8 protein-coding genes and 3 pseudogenes are annotated in these 13,458 nt (G+C 43.7%); 7 read left to right on the top strand and 4 right to left on the bottom strand.

Features of this window, described 5'->3' with window-relative positions:
- Positions 1 to 251 precede the first annotated feature (251 nt).
- The gene (gene cysC, locus F6K49_RS00960) at positions 252 to 788 is read left to right on the top strand and encodes an adenylyl-sulfate kinase (protein ID WP_293024150.1); all 537 of its coding nucleotides are present in this window, start codon (positions 252 to 254) and stop codon (positions 786 to 788) included.
- A gap of 117 nt (positions 789 to 905) precedes the next feature.
- Positions 906 to 2,093 carry a sulfate adenylyltransferase gene (gene sat / locus F6K49_RS00955; protein WP_293093328.1) on the top strand — a complete coding sequence of 396 codons (1,188 nt, stop codon included), beginning with the start codon at positions 906 to 908 and terminating at the stop codon, positions 2,091 to 2,093.
- A 189-nt stretch (positions 2,094 to 2,282) separates the two neighbouring features.
- On the opposite strand, the gene F6K49_RS00950 is transcribed toward sat, so the two are convergent.
- Entirely contained in the window at positions 2,283 to 2,612 is a 330-nt protein-coding gene (locus tag F6K49_RS00950) for a hypothetical protein (protein WP_293093325.1), read from the bottom strand.
- A gap of 113 nt (positions 2,613 to 2,725) precedes the next feature.
- Here F6K49_RS00950 and F6K49_RS00945 point away from each other — a divergent pair, with 113 nt between their 5' ends.
- The 3 genes from F6K49_RS00945 to F6K49_RS00935 all read left to right on the top strand — a co-directional run bounded on the left by F6K49_RS00945 (position 2,726) and on the right by F6K49_RS00935 (position 7,340).
- Positions 2,726 to 5,032, top strand: coding sequence for a caspase family protein (locus tag F6K49_RS00945; RefSeq protein WP_293093322.1), 2,307 nt, complete (start codon positions 2,726 to 2,728; stop codon positions 5,030 to 5,032).
- A gap of 527 nt (positions 5,033 to 5,559) precedes the next feature.
- Positions 5,560 to 6,645: a DUF262 domain-containing protein gene (locus F6K49_RS00940; RefSeq protein ID WP_293093319.1), complete on the top strand. Its 1,086-nt coding sequence runs from the start codon at positions 5,560 to 5,562 to the stop codon at positions 6,643 to 6,645.
- Positions 6,642 to 7,340, top strand: coding sequence for an MAE_28990/MAE_18760 family HEPN-like nuclease (locus F6K49_RS00935; RefSeq protein ID WP_293093316.1), 699 nt, complete (start codon positions 6,642 to 6,644; stop codon positions 7,338 to 7,340). Before F6K49_RS00940 ends, F6K49_RS00935 begins: the two co-directional genes overlap by 4 nt.
- A 1-nt stretch (position 7,341) precedes the next feature.
- Here the strand turns inward: F6K49_RS00935 and F6K49_RS00930 are convergent, their stop codons facing one another.
- Positions 7,342 to 8,376: a DNA cytosine methyltransferase gene (locus F6K49_RS00930; protein WP_293093313.1), complete on the bottom strand. Its 1,035-nt coding sequence runs from the start codon at positions 8,374 to 8,376 to the stop codon at positions 7,342 to 7,344.
- A 272-nt stretch (positions 8,377 to 8,648) separates the two neighbouring features.
- Here F6K49_RS00930 and F6K49_RS00925 point away from each other — a divergent pair, with 272 nt between their 5' ends.
- Positions 8,649 to 9,272: a Uma2 family endonuclease gene (locus F6K49_RS00925; RefSeq protein ID WP_075897213.1), complete on the top strand. Its 624-nt coding sequence runs from the start codon at positions 8,649 to 8,651 to the stop codon at positions 9,270 to 9,272.
- A 122-nt stretch (positions 9,273 to 9,394) separates the two neighbouring features.
- Here F6K49_RS00925 and F6K49_RS00920 read toward each other — a convergent pair.
- Positions 9,395 to 11,497 (bottom strand): annotated as a pseudogene (locus tag F6K49_RS00920) (sigma 54-interacting transcriptional regulator); the annotation flags it as partial.
- Positions 11,494 to 12,062, bottom strand: a pseudogene (gene tnpA / locus F6K49_RS00915) (IS200/IS605 family transposase). The pseudogenes F6K49_RS00920 and tnpA, both read right to left, overlap by 4 nt.
- On the opposite strand from tnpA, the pseudogene F6K49_RS00910 reads away from it, so the two are divergent.
- Positions 12,018 to 13,350, top strand: a pseudogene (locus F6K49_RS00910) (transposase). The pseudogenes tnpA and F6K49_RS00910 sit on opposite strands and share 45 nt — an antisense overlap.
- Positions 13,351 to 13,458: the final 108 nt, after the last annotated feature.

Below are 13,458 nucleotides of genomic sequence, written 5' to 3'. Positions count from 1 at the left end.
GCCATTAGGGTAAGCCACTATAGGGGGGATGTGACAGAAAATAATTCGAGGGCAATCCGACTCGTTCTACTACGTTAAGTTGGGGTATCTCAAAAGCATGCTACGGAAGGGAAGCATCTGTTATAAATGAGCCGAGACTAAAGGCCATAGGACTTACGAGGTTGAGTTTGGTGTTCAGCTGAAATACCAATACCCGATCCACACCAAATCCAACTCATGTCAACAAAAAATCTAGGAGGTAAATAAATTTAATGGAACATCGTGGTGTTACAGTATGGTTAACTGGTCTTAGTGGTGCTGGAAAGACCACTATTACTAAGGCATTAGAAGAAAAACTAAACGCCAAAGGATGCAAGCCCGAAGTCTTGGATGGGGATATCGTCCGTCAGAACTTAACCAAAGGACTCGGATTTAGTAAAGAAGACCGGGATGAAAACATTCGCCGCATTGGCTTTGTTGCCCATCTTTTAACCCGCAATGGAGTTATTGTCTTGGTATCCGCTATCTCTCCTTACCGTGAAATTCGAGAGGAGGTCAGGCAAAGGATTGGTGACTTTGTAGAAGTTTATGTTAATGCTCCCCTAAAAGTTTGCGAAGGCCGAGATGTCAAAGGACTTTACAAACGAGCTCGTGATGGAGAAATTAAGAATTTTACTGGTATTGATGACCCCTATGAGCCACCATTAAATCCGGAGGTGGAATGTCGCACTGACCAAGAAGAATTATCAGAAAGTGTGGACAAAGTTCTTAAAAAGCTGGAAGAGTTAAATTATATTTCTAGTACTTGAAGCAGAATCTTTATAGAAACCTTAACTCAAGAACCCCACCTACACGCTTTGGAGTGGGAGTCGTATCTTGAGACAATTCTTGAGACAATTGTAGAATCTAATTATTATTCCTAGAGTATGCAAAGCCCGGTGTTAAGCCATCCTTCACAAACTATCCCAGCTCACGGTGGTCAACTGGTCAACCGTGTCGCTACACCTGAACAACGGCAGGAATTTTTGGATAAAGCTGAATTTCTGCCCAGAGTCACACTGGATAAACGGGCTGTCAGCGACCTTGAAATGATTGCTATCGGTGGCTTTAGTCCCCTGACTGGCTTCATGGCCAAAGAAGACTACCAATCAGTGGTAGACCGGATGCGTCTAGCCAATAACCTACCGTGGTCAGTTCCGATCACCCTCTCGGTTACCTCTGAAGTAGCTGCCCCTCTGCAAGAGGGGGGATTAGTCCGTTTGGATGATACCAGTGGTCGGTTTATTGGTGTATTAGAACTGACAGAAAAATATTCTTACGACAAAACCCATGAAGCGGTGCAAGTTTACCGCACTGATGAAGACAAGCATCCTGGTGTGAAAGTCGTGTATGACCAGGGAGAGATTAATTTAGCTGGTTCAGTATGGTTACTGGAACGGTTACCCCATCCCCAGTTTCCCTCCTACCAAATCGATCCAGAAAAATCGAGAGCCATGTTCTCGGAACGGGGTTGGAAAACAGTGGTAGGTTTCCAAACCCGTAATCCCATTCATCGGGCTCATGAATATATCATCAAGTGCGCTCTAGAAACCGTAGACGGTCTATTCCTTCATCCCTTAGTGGGTGCTACTAAAAGCGACGACATCCCAGCCGATGTGCGCATGCGTTGCTATGAAATCATGTTGGAGAATTATTTTCCCAATGACCGCGTGATTCTGGCAATTAACCCTGCTGCCATGCGTTATGCAGGCCCAAGAGAAGCCATTTTCCATGCTTTGGTACGGAAGAATTATGGCTGTACCCATTTCATTGTAGGACGAGACCACGCTGGTGTGGGAGACTATTACGGCACCTATGATGCCCAACACATTTTTGGTGAGTTTGAGCCAGGTGAGTTGGGGATCATGCCGATGAAGTTTGAGCACGCCTTCTACTGCACTCGCACCCAAGGTATGGCTACCGCCAAGACTAGTCCAAGTACACCGGAGCAGAGGATTCATTTATCCGGTACTAAGGTACGGAAAATGCTGCGTGAGGGAGAATTACCACCACCGGAATTTTCCCGACCTGAAGTGGCAGCAGAACTGGCTAAGGCAATGCACGAGAGGAGTTGAAGGTTGAAGGTTGAAGGTTAGACCGTTGAAGGTTAGACCTTTGAAGGTTAGACCGTTGAAGGTTGAAGGTTAGACTGTTGAAGGTTGGAGGTTAGACCGTTGAAGGTTGGAGGTTAGACCGTTGAAGGTTGGAGGTGAGGCGGTTATTTGGTTATTTGGTTATTTGGTTATTTGGTTATATTCCAAACCTTAAACCTGTAACCTTAAACCTATAACCTTAAACCTATAACCTTCAATCTGTAACCTGTAACCTGTAACCAAATAACCTTCAACCTGTAACCTGTAACCTGTAACCTGTAACCACATAACCTTCAACCTGTAACCTGTAACCTGTAACCAAATAACCTTCAACCTGTAACCTGTAACCTGTAACCAAATAACCTTCAACCTTGGCCTTTCGGCCACGCGATCGCGTTCAACCTTCAACCTTGGCCTTTCGGCCACGCGATCGCGTTCAACCTTCAACCAAATAACCTTCAACCTGTAACCTTGGCCTTTCGGCCACGCGATCGCGTTCAACCTTTAACTAGTGAACTAGTGAACTAGCTCAACTGGGAATCCCACGGCTTGTGGCCGTGGGAGCGCCAATCCTGGTAGGCTGATAGCTGAAATCTGAAAGCTGAAGCGCGGATATGGGACTTAATCGCCGGACTTTTCTGCAAAAAGCTAGTTTGGGATTGGCAACATTAGGAGTAAGTGAAACATTACTATCCCTCCTAGGGAATAGTGGTTTAGCTGTTCCTGGAATAGACCGTTACTTCCAAGTATTAGCACAACCCCTTGGGCGAAAGTTAGCCCTACTAGTGGGTATCAACAAGTATCCTCGTAGCACAGTCTTGGATGGCTGTGTTACTGATGTAGAACTACAACAAGAACTATTGATTCATCGGTTTGGCTTCAACCCGAAGGATATACTGATACTTAAAGATGACCAAGCGACTCGCGAAAATATTGAAACGGCTTTTATTGAACATCTGACGGAGCAAGCGAAAGCGGGTGATGTGGTAGTCTTCCACTTCAGTGGCTTCGGTAGCCAGGTCAAGCTATCTCAAGGGTATCAAACCGATACGTCTGTTGCACTTCAAAATAGCTTGGTTCCAGTAGATGGGAGCCTGACCAAAAAAAAACCTAAGGTAGCCAACGATTTACTGGAAGAAACTCTAGTTTTGCTATTGCGATCGCTCTTCACTGACCAAGTCACTACAGTACTTGATACTAGCCACACGGTAGCTGATAGCCTCCTCCAAGGAAATATTAAGGTACGCTCTAGTACTAACCCACCAGCCCAAGAGGCTAGTCGGGACGAACTGGCTTTTCAAGAGCAACTGCGGCGGCGGATACAGGATTCTGGGAAAGGGATGGTAAACCAGAAATCGGTCTCGGTTGTGCCTGGATCGATGAATCCTATGGCAGGTCTGGTTCTCACCGCTGCTGAACCAAATCAAATGGCCATGGAGGCTAAATGGAATGGTTTCAGTGCTGGCTTATTTACCTATGCTCTTACTCAGTATCTGTGGCAGGCAATACCAACAACGACAAGTCAGGTGAGCCTGACTCACGCTGGTGTGATGGTTAATCAACTGACAGGTACACAACAACAGCCCAGGCTAGGGGGTCAAAGTAGTCTTGAGCCAATACCTACCTATTATCTGCCCCCTGACCCTAGCATGGGAGCGGATGGTGTGGTCACCGCCGTGGAAGATAATGCTCAAACTGCACAGTTGTGGTTGGCAGGATTACCAGCAACAGTTGTGGATTACTATAGCAATAACTCTGTATTGGAATTAGTCGGTGCTAAGTCGGGAGCCTCCCAACTACAAATAACCTCTAAAGATGGTCTGACTGCTAAGGCAAAATTTATTGGTGCTAGTACTGATAATAACAATCAGCTACAAGTTGGGCAGCTGGTGCAAGAAGCTGTCCGGGTGTTACCCCGTAATATTGGTATAACGGTAGCTCTGGATGGGAACCTAGAACGAATTGAACGAGTAGATGCTACCAGCGCCTTTTCTGGTATCTCTACTGCATCGATAGTGCAAGCAGGGGAACAACCTGCTGATTACTTGTTTGGGAAAGCACTCTCTTCCAAAAATGCTGGGGGAGGGGGTTATGGAATCTTCTATCTCGACGGTCAACCCATACCCAATGGAGTTGGGGAAGCTGGGGTAGCCGTGAAGTCAGCAGCTATGGGATTGGCTGGTAAACTGAACACCTTGCTGGCAGCAAAATTGCTGCGACTAACTGCTAATGATGGGTCTTCCGGTCTAGGTATTCGGGTATCCCTACAGATGATTGAACCAGAGCAAAAGCTAGTGATGCAACTCGAAACATCACGGACGGCTTCCTCCTCACGGGTAGATTTGGTAGCTGAGGGTGAAGCTAAATCTCAGGCTGAGTTGACAAAAACTGTGGCAGAAGCAGGTGTTCCTATTTTGCCGGTAGGGAGTCGTCTCCATTATCAGATCGAAAACTACGGTGACCAACCGATCTATTTCTTGCTATTAGGCTTTAATACCAATGGCAATGCGATCGCACTATATGAACTGCCATTTTTGGAGACATCACAGACTTCAGAAAACTCTCCATCTATCAAAGATGCTGTAATTGCTCCTGGGGAAACCCTAACTCTGCCATCAGCCGTAGCTTCTGTTGGTGGGATTGTCTCAGGTCCTAGTGGAATGGTGGAAATGCAACTTATTTGCAGTCGCTCTCCCTTCACTGAGGCCGGTACAGCTCTCGACGCTGTGCCATCTCGTCGCGGAATCGGAGCACCAATTGATGATTTGTTTAACCCCTTGGATGTGGCCAAGGCGGTGTTGCAAGACATACATGATGCTAGTGCAAATTCCCTAGATTCTTCCCTCAGTATAGCTGCTGATTCCTACGCCTTGGATGTCAATACTTGGGCAACTCTAAGTTTTCTCTATCGGGTGGTTTAATTTCAGCTTGTTAATTGTCAATTGCTAATTGGCAATTAACAATTGATGCATAAGTGTTTAAGAGGAAATAGGGAACAGGGAACAGGGAACAGGGGGAACAGTGTGAGGAGAGGGAATTTTTTTGTAAAATAACTAAGGATTTCTAGTTATTTTTTTGGTTAAACTATTATTATAACTGTGGTTATTTCAACAACATAAATTTTCTTTATTCTGACTCCTGAACAGAATTGATTAGTCAGGATAATACTTCATGATTTGTGGGAAGCTATGCAGCGCTATTCCCTATTCCACCTCAAGCAGCGCTATAACTATTGTAAGCATATGCGCTACGCGCAGGCTACGCCAACAGCAGTCAGCGGTCAACCGTGAACTTTTGGTTCACGCTACTTGATATGCTTATTTTATTCACAAGCACCGATTGCGCTACGGGCATAAGCTGTTCGCGTAGTGTTCCCGTAGCGCATAAGCTGATAGCTGACCGCTGAATACTTAGGTATTATTAACTAATATATATATCAGGTAAAACTATGCCCAAGTCAAAGAAGCCAGAAGAAATCACAGTTCAGGATAAAGAGGCAGCAGAAGCAGAAATTAGGGAGAAGCAGAAGCCTGTTGATTACGACACCAAAGAGTATCCAGTTGAAATACTGGTTCAGAAATACATGGATGGAAAGGATGACGATACCAACGAGTTGTTCATACCAGATTACCAAAGGGAGATGGCTTGGGATGAAACAAGGCAGTCGAAGTTCATTGAGTCTATACTTTTAGGGTTACCAATACCATATATCTTTGTTGCCGATATCAACGACCCAGAAAATGATCTAGGGCGTTTGGAGATAGTAGACGGTACACAGCGTATCCGTACTCTGGCTAGATTTATAAATAATGAACTTACCTTAACTGATTTGGAGAAGCTAAAAAAACTCAATAAATTTAGGTATACTGACTTACCACTTGCACGACAAAGGCGCTTTAAACGGAGTACGCTTCGGATGATCCAACTGACTGAAAAGGCAGATGAGGAAGTGCGCCGGGATATGTTTGAAAGGATCAATACAGGTAGCGTTGAGCTAAATGACATGGAGAAACGCAGAGGAATATCACCCGGACCATTCCTAGATCTCTTGAAGCCACTCTCCAAAAATGAAAAATTCCTTCAGCTATGTCCGTTTTCAGAAGCCCGAATCCTCAGACGTGAACCCCAGGAATTCGTGTTACGTTTTTTCGCGTATCTGAACAACTATAATAATTTTCAAAACCAAGTTAAGAAATTTCTTGATGAATACTTGGAAGAACACAACAAGCCCGGACTTGATCGTGATAAAATGGAGGCTGAATTCCAATCAATGTTAGATTTCGTAGAGAAGTACTTTGAAAATGGATTTACCAAATCAAAACGACATACAACGACGCCTCGTATTCGATTTGAGGCTATATCAGTTGGGGTTGCTCTTGCCTTGAGGGAAAATAGAAATCTTCAGCCAAAATCAATGAATTGGCTTGAATCGCCAGAATTCAAGGAGTACACTACCTCTGATGCAAGTAACTCTAGACCTAAAGTAATTCGGCGTCTTGAGTATGTGCGTGATCAACTCCTAGGTAAAGCATGACCAGTCCATTATTTGAAGATTTCAACGAACGCTCTAAAGAAGTGAGTAAGTATTTTATTGTTATGAAAAATATGGAGCAAGGAACAATTAAGTTAAGTATGGAGGGTAAGAGTGGAGAACCTAAAATTAAACAAATTGACCCTGAGTTATTAAAAACTATGAAAGCTAGTGGATTCTTGTTGCTTTACAATCTGGTCGAATCCACAATGCGAAATGCTATAGAAGCCATCTTTGATGAACTTCAGAGTAAACGAATTTCCTTTGATGAAATCAGACCTGAACTTAAGAAAATTTTATTAAAAAACCTTAAAAACCGAAAACATTATGATGATTTCATTTCAAATATAACAGCGATTTATCTTGACATTATCAATGCTGGTTTTGATAAACAAAAACTATTTTCAGGCAACATTGACGGAAAAAAGATCCAGGAAACAGCAAAGGAATATGGGTTCTCATGCACAACTGACCACGCGAAGACGGGAAATGGAAAGGATTTGTTAACTGTTAAAGATAACAGAAACCATTTAGCCCATGGCATCAAGTCCTTTGCTGAAGTAGGAAGAGAACAAAGTGCTGATGACCTCTTAAAAATCCAAAATAAGGTAGTTAATTATTTAAGGCAGATACTACAAAATATAGAAACCTATCTAGCTAACCAGGAATACTTGGATTCATCTAGCACTACTCCTTAATTTATATATTCGTAACATGCTTCAGAATACTTTGAGCTACTACCTGACCCAACTTTACAGGAACAGCATTGCCAATTAGACGCCCGAGATGATTAAACACCACAGGTTTAGTGTCTGCAACAAATTTATAGTCCCGAGGAAAAGTTTGTAACAATGCAGCTTCCCTCAAAGATATGGCTCTGTCTTGTTCAGGATGTCCAAACCGACCATTACCAAAACCAAAAAATTGTGTAGTAATCGTTGGACTTGGCAAATCCCATTCCATCCGACCATAGACTGCTGAATATGTCTTACCGCTATCCTTAGTATGACATTCTGCAACTAACTCATCGGGCCAGTCTCGCCAAGTTCCACCAGGCAATGAAGCACGGATACGACGGAGATTTAGTGCTGAAAGTTTACTGCACCGATGGAGTCGGTCAGTTTTTGATGATTCACCTGCCCCAAGAGGTTCAAGGTCATAGATTGTTTTGCGTACTGTTTCGTAATTCTTGTTATTGTGGGTGGGGAGAATTAGATTGATTTTACTAAACTTGGAAGCAAAAAAGACTAAGCGCTTGCGGATTTGAGGAATACCGTAGTCTTTACACTCAAGCTCATAAAAAGAGATAGAATAACCATGATGTTTTAATTCAGTAGTGAATTCCTCGAAAACTTGATATCGTCTCAATTGAGGAACGTTTTCCATGGAAACGATTTCTGGATTACACTCCCGGACGAGGCGAGCAAAGTCATGGAGAAGTTTCCACTTAGTGGTTTTGTTGGTGTATCGCCTGGAATAGTTGGAAAAGGGCTGGCATGGAGCACATCCTGCTAGTACCTTGATCTGATCCCTTCTGTAGTGTTTTGCTAAGTCAGTACCAGTGAGTTCTTCTACGCCTTGGAGTATAAACTTGGCTTTATTGTTGTATTCATAGGGAAACTGACATATAGGGTCAATATCATACCCGACAGTCACAGGAAGACCCGCCTGCTGGAAGCCATGGGTCAGCCCCCCAGCACCACAAAACAGGTCTACTGCGGAAATAGCGATCATTAAGTCTATCTAGAGGGTTTACCTAAACCAATTTGTTAACCGATTTATTAACGTAACTGATATAATCCCTAACTGCAAGTCTCAGGATAAAGCTAGCCAGCGGACAGATGGTGATGGTCTGAGGTGGTGAAGAGGTGATGAATGTCTATAGTATACTGTAAGATTGTAGCAATATTTTTGGAAATTGGCATAACAGACCCGATCAGGTCTGGGGCTATCTCTTAGGTTTTGCAATGCTAGGATAAAAGGCAAAAACAAGAAGTCGTAACCTTGTGTCTGTCTCTACTCAATCGAGGGGAAAAAACCTTGGACAGCCTTTAGCTGTACCAACTGAACCGGTCTGGCGCTTTAGGGTTGAACAATACCACCAGATGATTCGCTGGGGTATCCTGGGCGAAGATGACCCAGTTGAACTGCTGGAAGGGTGGCTCATTCCTAAAATGCCGAAAAATCCACCACATCGTGCGTCTACTAAACTGACTCGGAATGCACTGGAAGCGATTATTCCAAAGGGATGGTATGTAGATGCACAAGAACCAATTACTTTGGAAAATAGTGAGCCAGAACCGGATATCGTGATTGTTAAAGGCGATACTCGCGATTATCTTGACCGCCATCCTGGTGCCTCAGACCTAGCTTTAGTGGTTGAAATTGCTGACTCCACCCTAGAACGAGACCGAACCTTAAAGAAAGGCATCTATGCTCGTGCAGGTATTTCAGTTTATTGGATTGTCAATCTGATCGACAAGCAACTCGAAGTTTATACCCAACCCATTGATCTAGCTACAACGCCAACCTATCAGCAACGTCACGATTACAAACCCTCCGAACAAGTGTCTGTTCTAATCGATGGCTCTCCCATTGGTTCCTTGACTGTGCAAGACCTATTACCGTGACCTTTACGTGATTTTGACTCGAGTGCGTTCGCGTAGCGTAGCCCTTTGGGCTAATCGCGTAGCGTGGCTGACGGCTGAACGCGCACGCGTGAGCTTTTAGCTCACGGCTGATAGCTTAATGCTTACCCCACAATAATCCACCACAAACTAATCCCTAAAACTAGGGTACTCACATGGTGTGGCAATAACAAACTAAACGGTTGACGCCCTATCTTCTGGGTCAAAAACAGGGATAAAAGTACTCCAGCAATTAACGTAGTTCCCTGCAAGAATGCAATTACTGCTGGATGCGCCACCAACACAGGTAATCCTTCACCACTCAATCCAAACGTAGCAAACATTACCGGTAAAATCCTTCCCCCTTCTCCTAAACCAAGCCGCCAATAATGAGCCAAATTACCAGCTAATACTAACGGTAAATATCCATAAGCTAATTTAACAAAAGAACTCGGCTTACGAATTTCTTTTACCTGATATAATCCTACCATCATTCCTTGAGCCAATAGTGGCACAATTGCTGGTAAACTCAACACTGTTACCGAGAGAAAACCATGAGTCCAAAACTGACTCAAATCCCACCCTAACCCCAGGTTTTCTTGTAACTCTGGTAAACGGTGCAAAAACACTGCTCCTAACAATAAGAATAACAAGGCTACCTCATAACTGCGAGACACATGGGTAGTCCACAATTCAATACCTGGAGGACGTAAATTCACTTCTACTGAACGATGGGGACAGGCTTTCAAACAGGTCATGCACAACACACAATCCCGGTTATCTTCCAATTGTGCTGGGTGAGAGTACAAAGGACAGCCATCGGTTTCCATCCCCTCCCCTTTTTCTGGACCACCTTTATAACATTGATAGGTACTACATTCCGCTGAACATATCCCTTGTTGTGCTCGTAATTCCGTTATCGCTAGTTTAGCGAACATGCCATTCATGCCGCCAATGGGACATAAATAGCGGCACCAGAAGCGTCGCTCAAAAATTGCGGAACATATCATCGCACCTGCTGTAATTAATAACAGCAGACAAGCGGAAAGATAAGCGGTATTTTCCAAATCCCACAGTTCTTCCCACAATAAAATCAGGAAGAATAAGCCAAACAAAAACCATCCTCCCCAGGTTTGAGCCTGTTCTCGGGGCCAACGTTTTAACTTACGGGGAAATAGCCACAGGGATAATTTCTGAGTAACTTCTCCATAAATCATGAATGGACAAACTGCACACCATAACCTACCCACAAAGGGAAAACTAATTAATACTAAGGGCCACCACCACGCCCAGAATAAATTAAGCGCAAAGTTTTCTTGACGATTCTGAGGTCCGATAAATAAAATAACAACAATAATCGCAAAAGCCGTTAATGTAAAGCCATAATTAATCCGGTCTGGCCACCAAGGGCTGCGGAGAAAGCGACGTAACCCTGGATAAGCATTTAAGAGATTGAGACGAAATTTCTTTTTCTTACTTTGGGAGGGCCAGATAATTTCTTCAGTTACTTCTGATCATCCTTCTAGCTGTACAATTGCTCGTTCAACTAAATTAAATAATTCCCTGAGATTATTGGGAAAATCATAAGCCTGTAATCGCCGTAATGCTTCGGGAGTTATCCGGTTTTTATTAATACATTTAGCACGAGATATGATACTAATATAGTAGTTGACTATGTCACCAATGTCGGCTTTTCGTACCCGTAGTGGTGGTACTTTAATCAATTTTTCTGCCACTGAATCAATCTCTGGCAGTTTTCTCTCGGCAATCATGATAATCCGAGCCTGACTGGTAGAGACGTTGGCTGGTGCAACATTTGTATGTTCTGAGGTAGCGCGGTCTTGGGGGTCTCCCCCATGAGCGACTACCGGTTGGGAACGGTTGACTGGAGTATAGGTATTGGTTCTAAGTAAATTAGCAATTTCTGGAATAAGTTCTGGGCTAAGTTCTTGAATATTATTTAATAGTAGAGTTCCTTGACCTAAGGCTTCAATTAAGCCAGGTTTCCCCCCGGCACGACCAAATAATTCTGCTCCACTGGCTTGTAATTTAGAGCAATCGACTTTAATCATGGCTTCTCGCCGATAGGGAGAACTAAAATGAATCAAGGCTGCTATGTTATCTTTTTCCAGTCCAGGTTCTCCGAAGATTATCACCGATTCGCGGTTTTCCGCTGCTTGTTTAACTTGCGATCGCAGTCGCACCCCATAGCGACTTTTCCCAACTAAACAGGTAAGGGGTCTCCCGTTATACCCGAAGGGTTAGCGGGAGGGGAATTACCTGACGGGGTATCCTGATTTTGGACATAACTCTTTAATTGCTCGATCGTCACGCCACCACAGGAAGCCACAAAATAAGATCCTGTCGGTGAAAACTTTTTTGTCTCCGTAAAACCGCTTCAAGTATTCAGAAAATCAGTAACGAATTAATCTACTGGTCACAGTTTTGATATTAGCTATTAGTTTAACTGGAGCCACCTTAGGATTAAGGTCAACAAGTAAGTGAATATGATCTTTCTCTCCGTTAAATTCCACGCTTATTGCAATCCCATTTGACACAAGTATCAGAGCAAATCTGCTTTAACCTGTTCGCGCAGCGTCGGCTCTGCCGAATCAAAATTTGCTCGCTATATGACAAGTCGTCTATACTTGGTTACTAGTACAATATGCACAGTAAGACGATATACAGACCTATTTGCCTTTGTGTAATTACCTTTCATAGTTTTACAGTAAGTGCTATAATAAATCTATGATACTCACCTACTGCTACCGAATCAAGCCAAGCCTCGAACAAATTGTCACCATGGAAAGGTGGCTCGAACTACTGCGCCGTCACTGGAACTATGCTTTAGGTCAACGACTTGACTGGCTAAATCGGACTCGTTCTCCGATTGATAGGTGCAGTTTAGTGAGTGAGCCAATTGGAGAAATCCCAGAGCAAGTAAACTATTACACTCAGCAAGCAGCTCTCAAAGAAACCAAAAAACTGTTTCCCGAATACAAAAAAATTTATGCAGAAACCCAACAGGTAAATTTACAACGTCTTAACAAAGCGTGGGACAGATGGCGAAAACCTGATGCTAGCGGCAAGCGTGGAGGTAGACCTCGTTTTAAAAAACCTGGAGAGCTTCGATCGTTTGTTTTTCCTAGAGTGAATAGTTCTAAGGCGGGGGCACATTTAGTTGATGGTGTTCTAAAACTAAGCCGAATTGGATCAATGCCTGTCATAATGCATCGACCATTACCTGTTAGCGAAGCTTGCCCGAAGGGCGTAGGCTTTATCCTTAAGCAATGCACTATTGTCAAAAAGGCCGATGGTTGGTACTGCTGTCTTTCAATGAAAGACGATACTGTGCCTGAACTACTACCCATAGATTCAGTCAAGTCTGCCGTCGGTATTGACGTTGGCTTGGAAAAATTTTTGACCACTTCCGATGGCGAGGCGGTACCTATTCCGCAGTTTTACAGGAAGGCTCAGGAAAAGCTTGCTCAGGCTCAGCGAGTAATGTCTCGTCGCGTGAAAGGGTCAAATAACTGGAAAAAAGCCAAACATAAAGTAGCTTTGTTACATCTTCATCTGACCCGATGCAGAAAAGAATTTCATTATCAGGTTGCTCATTGGCTGTGTAGTAAATATGACTTGATTGCTCACGAAAACCTAAATATCAAAGGACTCGCCAAGACTAAGTTGGCAAAATCGATACATGATGCAGCCTGGGGAGCATTTTTGGAAATATTGCAAGTAGTGGCGGTAAAACGCGGCTTGTTAGTCCAGGAAGTTAATCCACGTGGCACAAGTATTGAATGTTTTAATTGTGGCTCTAGGGTCAAAAAAAGTTTAAGTGATTCGGCGAAGCCGACGCTGCGCGAACGCGTTCATTGCTGTTCTAGTTGTAACGTCAAAATTGACCGCGACTGGAATAGCGGGATTAACATTTTGAATCGTGGATTATTGGCGGTTGGACTGCCGCTTAATGGCTGTAGTAAATCGGTACAGGATATCGTTCGCGTAGCGTCGGCCTCCGCCGAGGAGCAGCAAGTCTCATTCGTGAGGAGAGAGAAGCCCACATCATAATCTTTGATTTGATGTGGGAGTAGTCACTAATCCCCCGTTTGGCTTTACTAACCAGATATGGTCGTAAGATAGTTTGACGCTCTTGTTCATAGGCTAGCTGAGCGGATAACTCTTC

The sequence above is a fragment of the Moorena sp. SIO3I6 genome, assembly GCF_010672095.1.
This window is presented reverse-complemented; position numbering and strand designations above follow the sequence as displayed.

Bases quoted from the DNA above. Each gene is read 5' to 3' on its own strand.
- F6K49_RS00935 (WP_293093316.1), top strand. From the start codon at position 6,642: ATGACCAGTCCATTATTTGAAGATTTCAACGAACGCTCTAAAGAAGTG.
- F6K49_RS00940 (WP_293093319.1), top strand. From the start codon at position 5,560: ATGCCCAAGTCAAAGAAGCCAGAAGAAATCACAGTTCAGGATAAAGAG.
- F6K49_RS00930 (WP_293093313.1), bottom strand. From the start codon at position 8,376: ATGATCGCTATTTCCGCAGTAGACCTGTTTTGTGGTGCTGGGGGGCTG.
- sat (WP_293093328.1), top strand. From the start codon at position 906: ATGCAAAGCCCGGTGTTAAGCCATCCTTCACAAACTATCCCAGCTCAC.
- F6K49_RS00945 (WP_293093322.1), top strand. From the start codon at position 2,726: ATGGGACTTAATCGCCGGACTTTTCTGCAAAAAGCTAGTTTGGGATTG.
- cysC (WP_293024150.1), top strand. From the start codon at position 252: ATGGAACATCGTGGTGTTACAGTATGGTTAACTGGTCTTAGTGGTGCT.